This window comes from Nannocystis punicea (assembly GCF_026965555.1).
In the GTDB taxonomy this organism is placed as follows: Bacteria; Myxococcota_A; Polyangia; order Nannocystales; family Nannocystaceae; genus Nannocystis; species Nannocystis punicea.
The window spans coordinates 5,704,540-5,723,813 of the sequence record NZ_CP114040.1; the positions used below are offsets into that span (position 1 = coordinate 5,704,540).

The 19,274-nt window shown below is 69.9% G+C and carries 17 protein-coding genes; 11 read left to right on the forward strand and 6 right to left on the reverse strand.

What is annotated here, in order from left to right; genetic code table 11:
* Window positions 1–196: 196 nt before the first annotated feature.
* Window positions 197–685, reverse strand: a complete 489-nt coding sequence (locus O0S08_RS21980) for an IS5 family transposase (protein ID WP_371879549.1) — start codon at window positions 683–685, stop codon at window positions 197–199.
* Window positions 636–1,076, reverse strand: a complete 441-nt coding sequence (locus O0S08_RS51295) for an IS5 family transposase (RefSeq protein ID WP_371879537.1) — start codon at window positions 1,074–1,076, stop codon at window positions 636–638. The genes O0S08_RS21980 and O0S08_RS51295 overlap by 50 nt, the downstream gene beginning before the upstream one ends.
* A gap of 63 nt (window positions 1,077–1,139) precedes the next feature.
* Here O0S08_RS51295 and O0S08_RS21985 point away from each other — a divergent pair, with 63 nt between their 5' ends.
* The 4 genes from O0S08_RS21985 to O0S08_RS22000 all read left to right on the forward strand — a co-directional run bounded on the left by O0S08_RS21985 (window position 1,140) and on the right by O0S08_RS22000 (window position 5,102).
* The gene (locus tag O0S08_RS21985; protein WP_269041166.1) at window positions 1,140–2,489 is read left to right on the forward strand and encodes a hypothetical protein; all 1,350 of its coding nucleotides are present in this window, start codon (window positions 1,140–1,142) and stop codon (window positions 2,487–2,489) included.
* Window positions 2,490–2,697: 208 nt separating this feature from the next.
* The gene (locus O0S08_RS21990; protein ID WP_269041167.1) at window positions 2,698–3,480 is read left to right on the forward strand and encodes a hypothetical protein; all 783 of its coding nucleotides are present in this window, start codon (window positions 2,698–2,700) and stop codon (window positions 3,478–3,480) included.
* A gap of 173 nt (window positions 3,481–3,653) precedes the next feature.
* Complete coding sequence (locus tag O0S08_RS21995; RefSeq protein WP_269041168.1) at window positions 3,654–4,184, forward strand: nucleoside/nucleotide kinase family protein; 531 nt, start codon at window positions 3,654–3,656, stop codon at window positions 4,182–4,184.
* A 366-nt stretch (window positions 4,185–4,550) separates the two neighbouring features.
* Entirely contained in the window at window positions 4,551–5,102 is a 552-nt protein-coding gene (locus O0S08_RS22000; RefSeq protein ID WP_269041169.1) for a group I intron-associated PD-(D/E)XK endonuclease, read from the forward strand.
* A 4-nt stretch (window positions 5,103–5,106) separates the two neighbouring features.
* Here the strand turns inward: O0S08_RS22000 and O0S08_RS22005 are convergent, their stop codons facing one another.
* Window positions 5,107–5,406, reverse strand: coding sequence for a hypothetical protein (locus tag O0S08_RS22005; RefSeq protein WP_269041170.1), 300 nt, complete (start codon window positions 5,404–5,406; stop codon window positions 5,107–5,109).
* A gap of 641 nt (window positions 5,407–6,047) precedes the next feature.
* Between O0S08_RS22005 and O0S08_RS22010 the strand changes: the two genes are divergently transcribed.
* From O0S08_RS22010 to O0S08_RS22040, 7 genes are all read left to right on the forward strand, one after another.
* Entirely contained in the window at window positions 6,048–7,889 is a 1,842-nt protein-coding gene (locus O0S08_RS22010) for a leucine-rich repeat domain-containing protein (RefSeq protein WP_269041171.1), read from the forward strand.
* A 461-nt stretch (window positions 7,890–8,350) separates the two neighbouring features.
* A complete protein-coding gene (locus O0S08_RS22015; RefSeq protein WP_269041172.1) occupies window positions 8,351–9,034 on the forward strand; it encodes a hypothetical protein in 684 nt (227 codons plus the stop codon).
* Between the two features lie 275 nt (window positions 9,035–9,309).
* A complete protein-coding gene (locus O0S08_RS22020) occupies window positions 9,310–9,981 on the forward strand; it encodes a response regulator transcription factor (RefSeq protein WP_269041173.1) in 672 nt (223 codons plus the stop codon).
* Window positions 9,978–11,363: a sensor histidine kinase gene (locus O0S08_RS22025; RefSeq protein ID WP_269041174.1), complete on the forward strand. Its 1,386-nt coding sequence runs from the start codon at window positions 9,978–9,980 to the stop codon at window positions 11,361–11,363. The genes O0S08_RS22020 and O0S08_RS22025 overlap by 4 nt, the downstream gene beginning before the upstream one ends.
* Window positions 11,364–11,416: 53 nt before the next feature.
* Window positions 11,417–12,013: a class I SAM-dependent methyltransferase gene (locus tag O0S08_RS22030; protein WP_269041175.1), complete on the forward strand. Its 597-nt coding sequence runs from the start codon at window positions 11,417–11,419 to the stop codon at window positions 12,011–12,013.
* A gap of 7 nt (window positions 12,014–12,020) precedes the next feature.
* The gene (locus O0S08_RS22035) at window positions 12,021–12,617 is read left to right on the forward strand and encodes a DedA family protein (protein ID WP_269041176.1); all 597 of its coding nucleotides are present in this window, start codon (window positions 12,021–12,023) and stop codon (window positions 12,615–12,617) included.
* A 362-nt stretch (window positions 12,618–12,979) separates the two neighbouring features.
* Window positions 12,980–14,782, forward strand: a complete 1,803-nt coding sequence (locus O0S08_RS22040) for a leucine-rich repeat domain-containing protein (RefSeq protein ID WP_269041177.1) — start codon at window positions 12,980–12,982, stop codon at window positions 14,780–14,782.
* 187 nt (window positions 14,783–14,969) lie between these two features.
* Here O0S08_RS22040 and O0S08_RS22045 read toward each other — a convergent pair whose 3' ends face one another.
* The 3 genes from O0S08_RS22045 to O0S08_RS22055 all read right to left on the reverse strand — a co-directional run bounded on the left by O0S08_RS22045 (window position 14,970) and on the right by O0S08_RS22055 (window position 18,817).
* Window positions 14,970–16,223, reverse strand: a complete 1,254-nt coding sequence (locus O0S08_RS22045; RefSeq protein WP_269041178.1) for a GTP-binding protein — start codon at window positions 16,221–16,223, stop codon at window positions 14,970–14,972.
* On the reverse strand, window positions 16,220–17,041 hold the full coding sequence (locus O0S08_RS22050; RefSeq protein WP_269041179.1) for a TIGR02452 family protein: 822 nt from the start codon (window positions 17,039–17,041) through the stop codon (window positions 16,220–16,222). Before O0S08_RS22050 ends, O0S08_RS22045 begins: the two co-directional genes overlap by 4 nt.
* A gap of 231 nt (window positions 17,042–17,272) precedes the next feature.
* Window positions 17,273–18,817: a thrombospondin type 3 repeat-containing protein gene (locus O0S08_RS22055; protein WP_269041180.1), complete on the reverse strand. Its 1,545-nt coding sequence runs from the start codon at window positions 18,815–18,817 to the stop codon at window positions 17,273–17,275.
* Window positions 18,818–19,274 lie beyond the last annotated feature (457 nt).

Consider the following 19,274-nt stretch of genomic DNA (forward strand, 5'->3'; position numbering starts at 1 on the left):
CCGGCGAGGCCGCTCGCCCAACTGCGCTGGCGCCGTTCCCAGTTGTCGACCGTCTTGGGGTACACCGCCAGGACGTCGGCGAGAGTCTTGACCGACAGCCGCAGCCCCTTGCGGATCTGCGCACAATGGACGGGCGTCAGCTCCAAGTTCAGCCCTCGCACTCTCGCGCCATCCTACCGGAAATCATGTGATCGGACTAGGCTATGTCCGAAATCGCGCATGAAGCAGACAGACGCAGGTAGCGGTGGATAAACGCTAGTTTAACCATCGCCCCGAAGTTGATGGCTTTCTTCTCGAACCGGGTAGCGATCCGGCGTGACTCCTTGAGCCAGCCGATGAGGCACTCGATGATGCTTCGACGCCGGTACGCGGCCTTGTCGAATGCGACAGGCCGAAGGGAGCGGTCCTCGTTCTCCTTACTCGGGATTACGGGCTTGATGCCGAGCTCCAACAGGTACTGGTCGACCCAGTTCGCTCGGTAACCCTTATCGCCGGCGAGTGCGACGGGCCAAGCCATCGTTGTCCCGTGCTCGTCGTGCAGAGTCTCATCGGCGCCGCAAAGCAAGGTGTCGACCATCGTCTGGTCGTGGATCTGGCCGGCGCTGAGATGGAAGTGGAGGGGGTGTCCGTGTGCGTCACACAGGATGTGGATCTTCGTGCCCCAGCCACCCCGGGAGCGCCCCAGAGCGTGATCCTTCGGTTCTTCTGGGTCCGTCGATTTTCCCCCCGCCGCTGCTGCAGCGAGCCGCGCGGATAGACGTGCCGTCGATGCACCAGAGCTCGGCGGGGGGGTCGTCATGCGAAACCACGCAGCTGCGGAGTCGTCGCAGCACCTCGTCGAACGTCCTGTCTTGGTTCCACTTGTTGAAGAAGTCCCACGCAGTCGACCATGGACCGAACTCGATCGGAAGATCACGCCACGGCGCTCCTGTGCGGAGCACCCAAAAGATGGCGTTCAGGATCGTCCGGCGATCTCTCGCGCGCCGTCCCGTCTTGCAGTTGCGAGTCGGAAACAGGTCCGCGATCAGGTTCCACTGGTCGTCCGTGAGCTGGTGGCGGGGAACGCGGGGCGTCATGTCCCCGACCAGATCAAGAAATCCCGATGTCTCCAAGAAACTGGCGTTTTCGGGATTTCGGACATGGCCTACTCCGAGGCCGAGCCCGAGGTCGACGACCCGTTCGCGCCGACGGAGGCGTGCCGCGAGCAATTGTTCGACCTGTGGACCTGGGAGTCGACGTGGTTCTTCACCAAGGAGGACCTCGTCCCGCAGCTGGCAGCGCTGCACCCCGAGATGACGACGGCCCAGATCGACGCCTTGGCGACCACCAAGGCCGCGAACTACGCGGAGGAGCTGAAGAACACGGTCAGCGGGCTGCACGCCCTGTTCTTCCACCCGCTGTTCGTACCCGCCGACGAGGCGCTGTTCTTCAGCAACGAGCTGTACCCGGAGGGCTGGGCCGAGAAGTTCGCCGTCGCCGAGCTGCCCGCGGCCGGCTCGCTCGTGCTCGACGAGAATTACTACAACCGCGAGTTCCTGCTCCACTTCTACAGCTCGATCGACCAGATCCACGCCTACGACGAAGTACAGGAGGTCACGTGGCGGATGGACTGGGCCAAGCTCCAGAACGCGGTGACCGTCGAGCGAGGCTTCGCTCGCGCGCCCAACAGCGTCGAGGCCGACGTCGCGGCCAAGTACTTCATCGCCCCGAGCTTCGCCCACGAGCTCGGGCACGCCATGGGCGAGCCCGAACACAACGACGGCTTCGACACGACGGGCGACGTGCCCGACGAGGATGACGACGAGGAGGACGACGACGAATACGGCGACGCCTTCACGCACGGGGCCGGGGCCGCGCAGGCGATGCTGCTCGGCGCCGCGTACTCGCGCATGCCGGGGAAGAGCGCGTACCTCGGCGACTGGGACGTCCCGCTCGGGTACATCGACACGCTCGAGTGCAAGTTCTTCCACGAACAGGTCGACCCGATCACCCTCGGCCACGTGCCGGCGGAGTGCGAGTCGCCGACGACGACGCCGTTCGCGGCCGCCGTGCTGGCGCGCCCGCCCGCGAACCCGACCGCGGGCGAGCAGCCGTGCCAGGTCGACGAGGTCGCGGCCGACGAGACCGAGATCTCGATCGAACCCGACGGTGTGGGCGGCCTGACGGTGACCGTCCCGCGGTGGGCCCTGGGGTACGTGGAGGCGAGGCTGGACGACTTCGTGCTCGACGCGACGACCCACTCGACCACGGTCACGGTCGACGGCGAGCCGTTCCAGGGCTTCGCCATCGACTGGCTGCACGCCGACGGCTTCGCCGCGTACTTCGGGCTCGAGGAGGGCGATGTCGTCTATGTCATCGACGGCTACCCGGCGGCCGACGTCAGCGCCGTCCTGCGCGGCGTCGACGCCCTGACCGCCACCGGCAGCGCGGCGCTCCGGATCGTCCGCGGCGGCGCGGTGGTGACGATCGTGTACGTCCTGGCCCCGTGAGCGCTGGGAGGTGCTCGGCAAGCTGGTGCTGGTGCCGTGAGGTCTTGCGGCGGGCACGGCGAAGGCCTGGCCCGTAGCGTCGTACCGAGCCACGGGCCGCGCCGCGCCTCGTTGCGCCGTGCCGAGCTACGGACCGCGCGGCGGCCCGTTGCCTGGCCCAAGGTGGCAGATCGGGGGCCCGCCGTGTCACACTGTCGTTCGACGACGCATGACGGCCCGGCTCCGCCTCCTGCAGGTCTGCGAGCAGTCCTTCGACCGCCTCGACGGCGATGACGTCCTGCGGCGCCGCTGTCGGCGCTGCGATGTCGCGGTCCACAACTACGACCTGCTGCCGCAACGCGAGCGCGACGAGCTGCTCCGACGCTCCGACCAGGAGCGGACAGTGTGCGTGGGGACCGCGATGCCCGTGGCTGCCGCGCCGAGTTGCCGCGCGGGCCCGGCGGAGGACGAGGCGCAGCCGTTCACGCAGGCGATCGCGATCCGCGAGGAGATGGTGCTGGCCCCGCAGTGGTGGCGCGTGCTGTCCCTGCCGACGCCGGCGGTCGTCGCGGCGATCCACGAGCTGGCCGGTGATTACGGTCTCCGCGATCACTCGCACGCAGGCGTCGCGGGCTGGGACCTGCACGACCGGGAGCGGGCGCTGTCGCTGGTGGTCCGCGTGCAGTCGCGGGGCGATCGCACGGAGATCGGCGTGCGCGTGTACCCGCTCGAAGCCGCAAAGACGGAGTCGGACCCGACCGCCCGCGCCATCGTCGTGCTCCCGATCCTGTTCGCGTTCGCCATCCTCGCCCTCATCTCCCGGCCCGCAGCGTGGCTCGTGCTGGTCGTAGCCTTAGTGGTCGGGGCCGCCGTCAGCGCGCGCTCGCAGCGGCGCGAGCTGGCGGCGCTACAGGAGCGCACGGGCGTTCTCAAGGAATGGGGCGAGACCTGGCAGCACGGTTTCTTCACTGCTCTCGAGGCCCGCCTCGGCCCGTCGCAGCTCTACCGCTGACCGGGGCCGCGCAGGACTCTTGGTGCGCCGTCACCTGCGTCTGACAACGAGCTCTGAAAAATGATCCAAGGGACAGGTCGTGTCAGGCCGACGGTCGACACACCCTCCGGGCGCAGGCGCGCCGGCGGTCGGCCGCCGCATCCGGTATAAGAATCGCAAGACCCCCCGCCCCCATGCACGTCGTCTTCATTCATGGCCCGGCCGCCTCCGGCAAGCACACCATCGGCACCCACGTGGCCCAGGCACTGGGCATCCCGCTGTTCCACAACCATCTGGCGGTGGACGCAGCGCGGGGCTTGTTCGAATTCGGCAGCCCCGGCTTCCGCCGCATGCGCGCGGCGATCTGGAGCGCGGCGTTCGCCGAAGCCGCCGCGGCCGGACGCTCGTTCGTCTTCACTTTCCATCCCGAGGCCAGTGTCGATCCGGCGCTGATCGAGACCTTGACCGAGACGGTGCGCGCACACGGCGGCGAGGTGGTGTTCGTCGAACTGCTGTGTTCGCCTGAAGCGATCGCCCAGCGACTGGACCAGCCCAGCCGGCATCGTTTCGGCAAGCTCACCGATGTCGCCTTGTACCGCTCGATCGAGCGCGCCGGGGGCTTCGCGTTTCCGCCGCTGCCGCCGTCGCTGCGCATCGATACCGAAGCGCACACGCCCGAGCAATCGGCGGCGCTGATCGTCGCCTCGCTCCGCGAGCCGCGCTGAGTCGCGCTGATTCACGGCGAGTTCGGGCGCCGTTCGCAGCGACGTCCACCGGGGCGGCCGCGTACAACGAACCGCGAGACGGGGGCGCCGCAAGCCATTGCCCCCGGTCCTCCCTCGGGGGTGCCTCGTCCGCTGGCGAACTCGAACCTCGTGAGACCGAGCAGGTCGTTGATCGTCTTCAAGCCGGCCTCGCCCTCTTCCTTCCGCGCCACGGCAGCTGGCTCCTCGGTGAGTGGCCCGACGTGCAGGCCGAGGTCGATCGCAGGGCCTCGCCGCTCGTGCGGCCGAGAAGCGCGCGTGGCGCCCCTTTGTGCGAGCTCGCGGTCGGTGAAGGTCTCGTCGTCATCGTGGCATGCTTGCTGCGCGATGGCCGAAAAGACGACGCACTTCGGACGGGCCGGAGAATACCACGCGATGTCGGAGCTGCTGCTCCGTGGATGGAACGTCGCCGTACCGGTCGTCGACGTCGGAGATGACGCGTTCGTGATCGACGACCGGTCCAAGACGGTCTACCGGGTGCAGGTGAAGTCGGCGCAGGCGACTTGCCTGTCGAAGGACGACGAGCGGTGGAAGGCTGATTTCAGTCTCAACCGCGACCAACTGCGGACGCTGCAGGAGGTCGAACTCTTCTACCTGCTCCTGGCTCGATGCGCGGAGCGTTGGCGATTTTTCGTGATACCGCGCCCTGCCCTGGCGAACGTTCGTCAAGCGCAGATCGCTACGCCTCGATCCGGCCCGGGGCGGCCGATGCTGGCGGACGAAGATGCGACGACGAAAGGGCTCATGTTCAGCGTCACGATCCAGAAGGACTCCGCCTCGGGTTGGGGAGCCGATCTGACTGGCTACCTGGATGCTTGGCCAGACGAATTGACGATCGTCCCAGACGGGCCCGGAAGCAGGAGAGTTGATGATCCTTGAGGCGTCATGCCGCCGACCGAGGCAGGTCCATCTCGCTAACCGGGTCGCGGAAAACGACTCGTCCCAGCGTTTGCAGTCGCTTCTCGGGCAGCCCGGTCAAGAGCATGACGATCTGTTCAGCGATGGCTGCTTGGACGCGCTCGTAATCGTCCCTTGTCTCGTGCGCGATGAAGACCCGGCTTCGAGGATGAAGCGCCTCTCCAAAGGCCTTGCGAAGGCGAGCCAACGAGCCAGGTTCCAGAGCGAAGGTCGCTCCTTCGCGGTTGGAGCTCCGCAAGATGACGATCGGCTCGCTCGCATCCATGCCTTCGAGTATGCGGCGAATCGCGCTCACCCGCAACCTGGCGGCCGGACCGGGCCGTGGTGGCGGCGCAAGACGCGCTCTCTCGGCGCGTGCGCGTGGGCAGACGGAAGCCCCGCTGCATCGGCTGGGGGGGCGTTGCGTGCTTCGCGCCCCCCTCCCCCGAAGCTTGCCGCCAAGATCGTCAGGGTCATGAGCCGCGCCCGCTGAGCCACGGTCGCGCGCGCGAGGTGGGTCTACAGCACGTGCACGACCGCCTCGAGCGGAACCTGTGGGTCTGTAGCACGTGCACAACCGCCTCGAGCGGAACCTGTCCTTCGAGGAAGCCGCCGACGACATGTGCCACCCGCTTTCTTTTCACCCCGATCACCACAAGAGTTCGACGATCGGATGAACGTCGCCCGCGATACGCTGTACCGTGAAATAGACCGTCTCGTTGAATCAGCACACAGCGAGTGAGTCCTCCGTCGCGCCCGGACCGATGATTCGGCGAGATTGCTTCGACCCGCCCGATCCCTCGGGCATGTCCCGAGGCGGACGGCTGCGAGTGTCGGCCACCTACACGACCGATGCCGGTCCCCTCTTGCTTTGCTTTTTAAAAAAACTGGAAGCGGGAATTGAGCCGGGTACACTCGCGGCCTCAAGTGCCAGTCATCCACGCCCGCTCGCTCGAAGAAGCCCTCACGTCGCCGCGCGACGTCGAGGCCCTCGAACTCAAGCTCACGCGCGCGACGCTGCCCGACGAGATATTCGCGCTGCGGAACCTCGCGCAGTTGACGATCGAAGGCGGGACCCTCACCAAGGTCTCGCCGCGACTCGCCGAGCTGAAGAAGCTCCGCTTCCTGAGCCTCGACAAGCAGCCCAAGCTCGACCTGGCCGACTTCCCGGTGATGCCGTCGCTCGAGTCGCTCGGGCTGCGCAACTGCAAGCTCCGCGCGCTGCCGCCGGCGCTGTTCGAGTGCCGCAACCTGACCTCGCTCTCGCTGGGCATGAACCCGCTCAAGACCGTGCCGGCCGGCATCGGCGCCCTGCGCAAGCTGAACACGCTCTACTTGTGGGGCTGCGGGCTCAAGGCCGTGTCGCCGGAGCTCGGCGAGCTCACCGAGCTCCGCGTGCTCGAGCTCGAGAAGAACTCGATCAGCGAGCTGCCGGCCGAGCTGGCCGCGCTGAAGCAGCTCACGCAGCTCAACATCGAGAAGAACGCGTTCGAGACGTTCCCGGCGGTGGTCTGCGAGCTCACGCAGCTCCAGTCCCTGGAGGCCTACGACAACGAGATCACGGCGCTGCCCGCCGCCATCTCGCAGCTCAAGCGACTCGCTAAGTTGCGGCTCGAGGGCAACCGGATCGAGAAGTTCCCCGCCGATCTGTCCGGGCTCAAGGCGCTCGAGACGTTCTACGTGTCGCTCGGCATCAACAAGGACGAGCTCAAGCGGCAGATCCGTCACCTGCCGCCCAAGGCCTTCATCATGTCGTTCGACGACGGCGACATCGCCCGCGATGGCCGCTGGGCCGACGCTCCGGCCCGATCGTCGCGCGAGATCGCCGAGGAGGCCGAGGAGGCCGAGGCGCCGGCGAAGCCGGCGAAGAAGGTGGCCAAGAAGGTGGCCAAGGTGACCAAGGCGGCGGCCGCGAAGTCGAAGGCCGCGGCCACCGCGGAGGAGCAGATCTTTCGCTTCGAAAATCGGGTCACGCGAGTCACGTTCGTCCCCGGCGGCGTCGTCGGTGTGTCCTACGAATCGATCCGAGTGTTCGACCTCGCCAGCGGCGAGCTGCGATTCAAGGCGCCGGGCGATTACCACGGGGTCGCGGCCTCGCCCGACGGCACGCAGCTGCTCGCAGGCGGCCCCGTGACGGCCTTGCTGGACCCGAAAACCGGGGCCGTGCAGGCCAAGCTGCCGGTCAAGACGGCTTACTGCGCCAGCTGGTCGCTCGACGGCAAGCTGATCCTGCTCTACGACGACGGCGACCTGTGCTGCGTCGATGCGAAGACGCTCAAGATCTTGCAACGCCTCGAGGTGGACCGGACGTCGTTCGCGACGCTGTCGCCGGACGGCCAGCGGGTGCTGTACGGCGCGGGCAAGGCGGTGCGAATGTGGGATCGGCTGGCCGGCAAGGAGGTGTTTCGCGCGACGGTGTGCCGGTTCGGCGCCGCCGACGGTCGCTTCACCGCCGACAACCGCTACGCGATCGTGCTGACCACGGAGGGGCTGGTGCGCCTCGACCTCGGCCAGAAGAAGCCCAAGAGCGAGCCGATCAAGAAGTTGAGCGCGAGCGCGTTCGACATGCTGCCCAATGGGACCCATGCGGTCGTCGGTGGGCCGAAGATCTCGCTGGTCGAGCTCGGCAAGGGCTCGACGGTCGCCGTTCTCGGCTCCCACGAGAAGGTCGGCCCGGTCGACAGCATCGTGATCTCCGCCGACGGCACCCAGGTGGCGTCCGGCGCCTGCGATCACACCGTGCGCGTCTGGCAGCTCCCGCGCGCCTGAGCGGCGCAGTCGTCAGCCTTCGAGGCACACGGCCCCTACCCGCTCGGACGGGAGACGCCCCGCCGTCAGGCGATTCTCGGACGACCCCAGGCGACGCTGTCTGTCGTACCCAGCGAGCTCGGGCGATGTGATTCGCCCGCTGTGCCTCATCCAGGCGCCTTCCCGCCTCTGTCAGTCGCCGCAACGTCGTCATGCGCTCGATCGAGTTCAAGGTGCCCGCCTTCACCGCAAGCTCGGCGCGGCTCCGCCAGCTCGACCCGCTGCGCCTAATACGTAGAAGACGCAACCGCGGGACATCGCTCGACATGTCCTCAGGGACATCTCGCTTCGCGACCGCGGGACGCCGCTCGACATGTCCCCGAGGACAGACAGAATGACGCGTCGTGTCGCCTCGTGGCCCCGTCGTCGATCGGCGATTCGCCGCGGGAATACGGCCCGGAGGGAGCTGGTAGAGGGCCGCCGTGCGCGCCCTCGCTCTGGTCCCGTTCGTCGCCCTGCTCGCCTGCGCCGTCACCTATCCGCCCGGTTGGCCCGCCGGCGAACAGCAGCCGCAGGTGGTTCAGGCCACCACGGGGGTGAGTTACGGAGCGGCCCCGGTGAGCTGGGACCTGCCCGAAGGCGCGCAGATCCGGATCGACGTCGCCAGGCGCTCGGTGTCTTCGGGGATGGGCGCCTACGTGGCCGACATCCAGTTCGCCGCGGCGTACGTCGACGACCCTGACCTCGGGATCGACTGTGCCACCGAGCCCACCGGTCCGGGCGTGCCACGCACGCGCTTCGGCTGCTGGTCGCGCGCCGACCCGGCCGCGCTGCGTTTCTGGATGGCGCCCGGGGCCGACTGTCCCGCCAGACATGTCGGGGCGGCCCGAACGCTCCTCCGCCCCGAATGTTGGCAGGGCGAGCTCGAGGTGCACGGCCGGCGGCTGCAGCTGCGCCACGGGTTCCTCGGCTCGAGCCGCGTGCCGGCCAGCTCCGTGTCGTGGATCGACGAGCACGAGCAGGGGCTGCTGGCGGCCGACTTCGTCCGCAAGCAACAGCTGCACCTGTTCGACGGCTCGACCCCGCCGCCGCCGGAGCTGCGGCGCACCCTGGTGCTGCTGACGGTCGCGCTGGGCTGGTGGGAGGACGCCTCCTCGCCGGACTGAGGCCCGTCGCATGACCTCTGCGACATGACCGCATGGACATGTCTTAATGAGCAGCGACAGAACGAGACTCGCAGCAGGTCCATGACGTCTTGCTCCGCCGACAACAGCCTGCGCGTCTGGTGGCAGTTGTGTGAGGTGAGGCGTGCACCCTCCAAGAACCCCCACATCGGCGACGGCGGCCCGACGCGCCCACCCATTGACTCGGCCGGGACGGTCACGCAAGGTTGCCGCAATGTCGATGCGCCAAGGTGGCGCCGGGCCGAACCGAGGCACGCGTGCGCATACTTCTGGTCGAGGACGAAGCAGAACTGGCCGGCGCTCTGGCGGCGGCGCTGGCCCGGCACGACGCCGTGGTGGATCACGTGCCCACCCTCGCCGCCGCCGCTGCCGCGCTGACGGCCAAGGTGCATGACGCCGTGCTGCTGGACCGGCGGCTGCCCGACGGCGAAGGCCTGGCCCTACTGCCGGTATTGCGGGCGCGCGGCGTCGACATTCCAGTGATCGTGCTGACGGCGCGCGGCGAGCTGGAAGACCGCGTGGCCGGCCTGAACCAGGGCGCCGACGACTATCTCGCCAAGCCGTTCGCGGTCGAGGAAGTGCTGGCTCGCCTGCGCGCCGTGCTGCGCCGCCCCGGCCGCCTCGCGGCGGATACGGTGCGGGTCGGCCGCCTGAGCTTCGATCTGCTCCATCGCGAGGCCAGCATCGACGGCGCGCCGCTCCTGCTTCCGCGGCGCGAATTGCTGGTGCTGGAGACGCTGCTGCGGCGCAAGGGCCGCACAGTGCTGCGCGGCGCGCTGGAAGAGGCGGTGTACGGCTTTGACGACACCGTGCAGCCCAACGCTCTGGATACGCATGTCTCGCGCCTGCGCGGCAAGCTGGCACCGGCGGGCGTGGAGATCCACGGCATCCGCGGGGTCGGCTACCTGCTGCGCGAGGCGATCCCATGAGCGAGAGCGGCTCCTTGCGCTGGCGGCTGGTGCGGCGGTTGGTCGCGCTGCAGGCCGTCCTCCTCGCCCTGTTCCTGCTGTCGTTGCTGGGGCTGTTATGGTGGCGTGGCGAACCGCTGGCGCTGGAATCGGAGGACTGCGTGCTGAACGTGGTGCGCGAGTCGATCGCACGCGCGCCCGATGGCAGCATCGTCCTTCGCTCCACCCCGGCGCTCGCGGCGCTGCGCGCCGACGGGCCGGGCCTCTGGTTCACCATCCACGACGCACAGGGACATTGGTTGACGGAGGGCGATGTCCCGCCCGAGTACACGCGCATCGGTCACGCCCTCGACCACATCGGGCAGGCGCGGCTGGGCTGGAACCTCGGCGATCCCCCGCGTCCCACCGCTCGCGTGAAGCGCATGGATACGGCCGCCGGTGTGGTGCAGGTCATGACGGGGCCGGGCGCGTCGGTGTCCGCGGGCCAGCTCGCCGAGTTCGCGCTGCTCACCCTCGCCGTCCTCGGGTTGCCGGGCGTGCTGCTGATGGCGCTCGCCACCCTGGTGGCGACGCCGCTGGTGGTGCGCCAGGCCATGCGCGGCCTGGACCGCGCCGCCGCCGACGCCACACGCATCGACGTCGAGCAGCGCGGCGTACGCCTGCCCACGACGCACGTGCCGGCCGAGGCCGCGCCGCTGGTAGACGCCGTCAACGCCGCGCTGAGCCGCCTGGACGAGGGCTACGCACGCCAGCAGCGCTTCCTGCTGGACGCAGCGCATGAGCTGCGCACCCCGATTGCGATCCTGCAGGCGCGGCTGGAAGGTCTGGCCGATCGAGCGCAACGAACGCAGCTGATGGAAGACGTGGCGCGCCTGGCCAACCTCGCCGAGCAGATGCTGGATGCGCAGCGCCTGCGTCAGCAGGACGTCGCGTTCGCGCCGCTGGACCTCGCCGACCTCGCCCGCCGCGTGGCCGCCGACCTCGCGCCGCTGGTCATCGCCGCCGGTTACGACATCTCCCTGGAAGACGAAAGCGCCGGCGCAATGCTGGTGGACGGCGATCTCGCCGCGCTGGAGCGCGCGCTGACCAACTTGGTGCAGAACGCCATCCAGCACGGCAGCCGGCGCGGAACGATCACGCTGCGCGTGCTCGCCCCGCGCACGCTGGAAGTGGCCGATCAAGGCGAAGGCATCCCGGCGGAGGACAGCGAGCGGATCTTCGAGCCCTTCCACCGCCTGCGCGCGCGAGCCGGCGGCGCCGGCCTCGGTCTGCATCTGGTCCGCGAGATCGTGCAGCGCCACGGCGCACGCATCACGGTACGCGACGAATCCGGCGGCGGCGCCTGCTTCCGCATCGCGTTCCCGCCGATGTCGACGCACCCGCATCACCCACCGACCGCCTGAGCATCTCGGAGCGCGCCATGTTGCCGCCATGCTCGCGCGGTAGAGGACTCTCCATGGGGATCGCCCGGGACCTCTTGCGTTTCTTCCGCCGCTGGCTGGCCGACCCGCGCCACGTCGGCGCCATCGCTCCTTCGGGACGGGCCCTGGCCGACCTGATCACCCGCCAGATCCACGGCCGCAGCGGGCGCGTCGCGGAATTCGGCGCCGGCACCGGCGTCTTCACCCGCGCCCTGCTGTCGCGCGGCGTACACGAAGCGAACCTGGTGCTGATCGAACGCGACGAGGAATTCGCCACCTGCCTGCGCCAGCGCTTCCCGCGGGCTCATGTGCTGACCATGGCTGCGGAGCGTTTCGGCGAGTGGGCCCGCGCGGAGCGCTTCGCCGCGGGAGCGATCGTCAGCGGGCTGCCGCTGCTGAACCTCGCGCACGACAGCCGGCGGCACATCCTCGCCGGCGCATTCACCAGCCTGGGTGGCGACGGCGCGCTGTACCAGTTCACCTACGGTCTGACCTGCCCTGTGCCCGCGCCGTTGCTGGAGCACTTCGAGCTCGAGGCCGACTGCGTCGGCCGCGTGTTCCGCAACCTGCCCCCGGCCGCGGTGTATCGCATCCATCGCCGCCGGCCCGTCGCGCTGGCGGCGTTCGCTTGAGGCGACCATGGAGCAGACCGGATGGCTCGCCTTGTTGCTCGCCAGCGGCATCGCCGGCATCGGCGCCGCGGCGTTCGCGGAAAAACTGGTGCCGGTGTTTCCGTCCTACGTGCTTTACGTGTGGGTCGGTATGCACGCAGTGCCGGATGCGCTTCGACTGGCTCTGATCATCCTGGTCGCCAGCGTCGGCTCCACGCTGGGCGCCGTCTGCTGGTACGCGATCGGCCGCGCGCTGGGTCCTCGCCGTACCGAGGCGCTGGTCGTGCGCCTGGGTCGCCGCGCGGGCCTCGACGCCGCACGCTACAGCGCGCTGGCGGAAGGCTGCCGGAGCCGGCCGTTCGCGCTGGTGCTGCTGGGCCAGGTCACGCCGGGGGTGCGGCTGTGCGTGCCGTTGATCGCCGGCGTGTTGGAGCTGCGCGCCATCACCTTCTTCAGCGCGACGCTGCTGGGCAATGCCGCCTGGAATGCGCCGCTCATCGGCCTGGGTTACGCGCTACGCGGAGTTTCCCGCGATCCGGCGCAGGTGGGGCTCGCCGTCGTCGCGGCGCTGGTCGTGCTCGAAGGCCTGCTCGTCGTGGCGATGCGGCGCCGGCGGAGGGCCTGACAGCGAGTCCATGACGCCTTTTATCCTCTGCGACTGGATCAACTTGCCCTGGACGGCGAGTGCGGCGGTCGGTCGATGACGTTCTCGCCGCGAGCCACGAGCCTCACCGCTCGCGGGTCGGGCCGCCTGCGGACTGTGGCTGAAGCGCGAGAGAGCGCGTGTCACATCACGCACGCGCCGTGACACCACGGCTTCGCTCGGCGCCCTGACCGCTCGGTGTCAGGGGCGGCGAACAGCTTGCTGCGCCGCGGGGTGCAGGATGTCATGGACGCCGAGGGCTCCCCACGCAGCGTCTCGTGAGCACTCGCGGTCCGGCCCGTTGCGGCGGGACATCGAGCCGATCCGTGTGGCATCCTGGCGTCATGAACTTTCGCCCTGTCCTCGCGCTGACCCTGTGTCTCGCCTGCGGGCCCGGTACCCCGAGCGAATCGGCCAGTGACGGCAGCAGCGGCAGCGGCAGCAGCAGCGGCAGCAGCAGCGACGGCAGCAACAGCGGCGGCAGCAGCGGCAGTCAGGGCACGAGCGCCGGCACCGGCGGCCTCACGTCGACGGGCCCCGGCGAGGACACCGGGCCTGTGACGCCGACCACCGGCGTCACGTCGACGGGCCCCGGTGAGGATACCGGTCCGACGACCCGGTCCACCGGCGACACGTCGACGGAGACGAGCGACCCCGGCGACACGTCGACGGAGACGAGCGACCCCGGCGACACGTCGACGGAGACGAGCGACCCCGGCGACACGTCGACGGAGACGAGCGACCCCGGCGACACGTCGACGGGGACCACCGACGCGCCTGTCCTTCCTTGCGACGAGATCGTGTTCGGCTCCCCGGTCATCGAGGCCAAGGTCCGGGCGTTCCTCGACATCCCCGAGGGCCCGATCCCGCCGCAGGCCGCGCTCGGGCTGACGCTCCTCACCGTGAGCGGCGTCTTCGACTCGCTCGCCGGGCTCGAGTGCTTCCCCAACCTCGTCGAGCTCCGACTCCACGGCATGAAGCTCGCCGACCTGGGTCCGCTGTCGGGCCTGTCGAAGCTGACGACCCTGGTGATCGGCAAGAGCAAGGTCGCGGATCTGAGCCCGCTCGCCTCGCTCACGCAGCTCGCATACCTCGACATCAGCCGTAACCCGATCGAGTCGTACGCGCCGCTCGCCGGGGTGGCGTTGCAGACGCTGATCGCCGACGAGACGCCGGCGGCGGCGGTGCCGAGCCTCGTCGAGCTCGCCACGCTCGAGACCCTGTCGCTCGCGGAGTGCGGCCTGACCGATGTCGGCGCGCTCGCGCCGCTCGTCGACCTCGTGACGCTCACGCTGAGGGACAACGCGCTCACCGACCTCGGGCCGCTGGCGTCGATGACCTCGCTGCAGTCGCTCGACCTCGACGACAACGCCATCGCCGATCTCGCCCCGCTGGTCGGGATGACGGCGATGCGCGAGCTGAGGTTCGTCGACAACGCGATCGCCGACCTCGGACCGCTCGCCGGGATGACCCAGCTCGAGACCCTCCAGGGCTCGAGCAACGCGGTGACCTCGGTCGCGCCGCTCGCCGGGCTCACCGCGCTGCGGACCGTCGGCCTCAACTCCAACCAGATCGTCGACGTCTCGCCGTTCGCGGGCCTGCACGCGCTCGAGCGCCTCGAGCTCAACGGCAACGCGATCGTCGACGTGCAGGCGCTCGCCTTGCCCGACCTCGAGACCCTGCTCATCTCGTCCAACGAGATCACCGACTGCGGGCCGCTCGCGGCCGCGGCGAAGCTCGAGACGCTCTCCATCGGCGACAACCCGCTCGCGGCCGGGGTCGACGCCTTCGGCGCGCACCCGTCGCTGCGCGCCGTCTTCCTCGAAGCGACCGGACGCACGGCGGTCCCGATCGTCGCGCCCGCGATCCTCGAGGACCTCCACCTCGACAACAACGCGATCGCCGATGTCGGCCCGCTCGGCGCGTACCAGGCGCTGCGCTCCGTCCACCTCGATTCGAACGCGATCACTACGCTCGCCCCGCTCGCCGACGACGCCTGGATCACCGAGTGCGATGTCCTCTCCGTCGGCGACAACCCGCTCGACGCGGACACCCTCGGACAGGTGATCCCGGCGCTCTGCGAAGCGCTCCTCGACGTCCAGGGGCTTCCGCTCGATAACTGCACGCAGTGCGGCGCCCCCCCGTGAATCGCCGCGCCGAATCCTCGCAGTCGTCGCCCTCCGTCGGGGCCGCACGCTTGGGGGTTCAGCGAGCCGTTGTTCAGCGAGATCGGCATGGCTGAGCTCTGTGAGCCGCGCACTGCTGGACCACGGCCGAGGCTGCGAGTGCGTGTGAACGCATCGAGCGCGACGAGGCAGCGGCGCTGCAGCCTCTTCAACCCGGGCGCACGCGCGTCACGCGGCCCGAGCCGACGGTGCCGCCCCACGTCGCGGGGCTCCCCGGCCGCCAGCCCGCGCCCTGCGAGCCGTCGCTCACCACGAAGCGCGCGTCCGCTTCGAGGTAGACCGGGCGCATCAGCTCGATCACCACGTTCGCGACCTCGCCGGGCTCGAGCCGCGCCGCCCCGACGAAGTGCAGCGTCCCGCCGACCGCGACCGCGCCGAACAGCAGGTGCGCGGTGTGACCGTCGCCGATCGCAGTGGTGCGGCCGCCGAGCTCCGGCCTCAGCAGCTCGAGCTGCGCCTCGATCGTGCGCGTCGGCAGGGCCTCCCCATCGACCAGCGCGTCGCCGGTGCGCGGCCACCGGTAGCGGGACTGCGTGGTCCGACTCTCGAGCCAGAACTCGGCGAACTGCCCGGCCGAGACCGTCTCCACCGATTGACGATAGACCGTGATGGAGTCCACCGCGATCGCGTCGCTCGTCTCGAGCCCGACATACGTCAATGGTTGACCCACGCGCACCGAGCCGCGCGTGACCCGGCAGCGCACCCGCGACAGCCGCCGCCAGTGCACGTACAACAGCGCCGGGCCGTCGCTGTCGCGCACCGGCAGGGCGACCTCGCGGGTCAGCGCCTCGATCAGCTCGACGATCCCCGCCTGCCACTCCGGCGCGCCGACCAGCGCGCCCTCGGCCGAGCCGCGGATCAGCGCCGTCGCGTCGCCGTCGAACCCGCACGCGTCGAGCAGCTCGCGGGTGTCCCGCTCGACCGCGTCGAGCCGGCCCGGGTCACGCACCGCGTCGCACTGGCCGATGAACCCCACCACTTGCTCGACCCCCAGCGCGCGCGCCACCAGCAGGTGCTCGCGCGTCTGCGCCTGCACCGACTCGCGCGCCGACACGACCAGGATGACCGCGTCGACGAGGCCGATGCAGCGCGCCGCATCGCGCAGCCACGGCCGCCGCCCCGGGCAATCGACGTGGACGAACATCCGCCGATCGTTGGCGTAGGCGACCGAGGTGCCCCGGACGGTGACGATCGGCCGCAGCGGGAAGGCGCCGAGCATGTACGCCGTGCAGCCGCTGCGGCGATCGAGCTCGCCTGGGTCGAACGCGACCACGCCTGGCTCGCCGCGCCGCGCCAGAGCGCGAGTGATCGCCGCGGTCAGCGTCGTCTTGCCGTGGCGATGATGGCCGATCGTCGCCACCGCCAGCAGCGGCCGTCGCGGGCCTGTCAGCATCGGCGTCATGCGCCGGTCAGCGCCCGCTCGAACGCGCGCAGCGTCGACCTGTCCTTGCTGCGGTCGTAGATGGCGAACACCACCCGCGTGAACGCCCCCGCGTACGGCGGCGCCGTCAACAGGCGCACGAACACCTCGGCGACCTCCGCGGGGTCGTTGCGGAACACGCCGCAGCCCCACGCGCCGAGCACGAGCACCTGCTGGTGCTGGTGCGCGAGTACGCGGAGGACTCGCTCGGCCCGCCGTTCCAGCGCCGCGCGGATCGCCGGGCGACCGCCGGCCTTGCGATGCAGGTGCTCGCCGGCGTTGGGAGCCGGCGCGGTCACGAGGCCGACGCGGAACGGACGCGCGAGCAGATGGAGCTGCTCGTCGCGGAAGAACGGCACGCCGGGCGACCAGATCACGTGGTCGGTGTACAACATCGAAGGCTCGGCCCGGTTGGCGGTGTAGTAGCCCGGCGCGCTACGCAAGCAATGGTACAGCGCCGAGCAGCGCGCCAGGTCCTCCTCCTGCGCCTTCGCGCCGCCGAGAAACCCGCCGCCGGGGTTCTTCGCCGACGCGAAGTTGAGCGCCGCCACTCCGCTCGCGCCCTCCTCGACCAGCCTCCGCGCCGCCCCGCCGGTCGTGTCGGCCCACACCTCGAGCGTCATCCCACTCCCGGCCGCCTCCGGCCGCGGCACCGCCGCGAAGTCCTCCGGCCGGTACAGCACCGTTCCCGCGACGGCCTCGCGCACCGCGTCGGCGATCGTCACGACCTGCCCACCGACGACGTAATCTCCGCGGTCGACGATGGCGACCGTTTCTTTCCCCACGCCTGAAAGCGACACCACGCGAGCATACACGAGCCTCGGCGTCGAGAGCGTCGTCCGGACGATGCGGCGTGCTCGGTTCGGACCCTGCCGGAGCAACGTGGTGCCTGCTCTTGCCGCGTCCTGGATCGACTTCGCCCTCGTCGGGTTCTACGCCGTGATTCAAGCGGCGTCCCGCCCTGCAGGCGCTCGGCATCAAGCTCGACCGGTCTTTTGCTGGGCGCTCGGCTCGCGACTTGGAGGTCCCGTTCACCCGGCGCACTCACGCCCGACCTTGCCCGCGCACGGCCCCGAGTCCGCGAGCACGCAGATCCCGAGCGCCTCGAGCCCCGCCGGCGCCTCGCCGGGCTTGAACCACGGGATGCACGTGTTGCCGAACTGGCAGGCCTCGCCGACCGTGCACCACGCGGCCGAGCAACTCCACGCGCTGCAGTCGCACGAGCCGCCCTCGTCCTTGCAGCCGTTGGCGACCCCGCCGGGCGCCACACACGTCGACGAGTCGCAGCCGAGGCACGAATCGTAGTCCGGGCAGCTGTTGAAGACGTTGACGCACTCGAACCGCAGCTCGTCGCCGGTCGACTGACACGCCCAGAACAGCGTCGAGCCCGGGTCCTTGACGCACCCGCCCGCTCGCGGGTCGCAGCAGCTCTCGCCCTCGACCGCGCCCGTGCCGGGCGAGCGCGGGCAGAAGTCGCACGCGTCGCCGAGCCCGTCCTGATCGGTGTCGCTGAGCTTGCCGAACTGCGGCATCGCCGCTTGCGGCGGCTCGGCGTTGGCCACGGCCGGGCAATTGTCGCACCCGTCGTCGTAGCCGTCGCCGTCCGTGTCGACCCCGCTCTGCGGGCAGTCGTCGCACGCGTCGCCCTTGCCGTCGCCGTCCTGGTCTTCCTGTTCCGCGTTGACCGTGAAGTCGCAGTTGTCGTCGGCGTTGGCGAGCCCGTCGTGGTCCTGATCGAGGATCCGCGCGAGCTCGGGCGGCTGCTGGGGCAGACCGAGACCCGCCAGATACGTCGCGAGCGACGTCCGGACCTCCTCGGCGTTCAGCGCCGTCTCGGCCGCCGCGAGCTGCATCTTCAGCGCCGCGTCGATCGCCCCGTCGTCCGCGAGGTCGAGCGAGATCGCGTTGAGTAGCGCCTGCAACGCCGCGTCGGGCGCGTCGGGATCGGCGAGGTGGGCCGCCTGCGCGACCACGGCGCTGAGCGCAAAGATGTACGCGTTGTCGTCGGTGTCCGTCCCGACGACGCTCGCCTGGGCCGCTGGACCCGCGAGCGTGAACCCATCCTTGCCGACCCCGAGGGCCGCGACCGCCTCCGCTTCCGCCTGCGCCAGCGCGCCCTCGACGCTCGCCCCGCCGACGACCAGCGCGCGCGCCCGCGGCTCGACCAGGTGACCGAGCACGTGCAGGTTGATGGTGCTCGCGTCCATCCCCGCGCGATGCAGCGCGCGCAGGCTCAGCGGCGCGGTCGACAGCCCGCCGCGAATCTCGTCGAAGTGATAGCCGGTCGCCAGCAGCGCGACCGGCCCCGCCGGGATCGCGTTGACGCTGAACTCGCCGACGTCGTTGTCGGTCGGCACCTCGAATTGCTGGCCCGTCGGCTCGCCCTGGGCCGTCAGCGGCGAGATGGACACCGACGTCCCGAGGATGAACGGTCCCTTCTGCACCACGCCGTGCAGCGAGACTTCGCCGCTCTCTTCACCGCCGGTCGAGTCGGTCGTCGCGGGTCCGCCGGATCCGTCGGACCCGCCGTCTGTCGTCCCGCCGGGCGGCGGACAGCCGGCCATCGAGACAACCATGAGATCCCGTAAAATTCGGTGCCACGTCAGCATCATTTCCTGTAGTGGCCAGCCCACGCCAAGATTGATGGCGCGGTCTGAACTCGGAGAGAGCAGCGTGCGATCGCGCTCGCGGCGGGCGGACGACCTGTCAGCGCGGTCGCCGAGCCGCCCGCGGGGCGACGCAGGTCGTGCGCCCCGGAGAGGCTGCGGCACCACGGATCTCCATGCGGAGGCGACGCTGGCCGCTTGAGCGCGACGAGCACTTCGCGGGGCCGTCGTCGACGCGCACGCCGCAGGGCTCGGCGACCTGCACCTCACTTCGCACGGTCCCGAGCGGGTCGCGCCGGGCCCCGCCCCCGCGCTGATGCCGACAATGTCTTCACGACATGTCCTTCACGACATGACTTCATGGACATTTCCTGAAGATAATGCTCATGAGGACATGTCTATGAGGTCATGGTCGGGTGGATCCTCC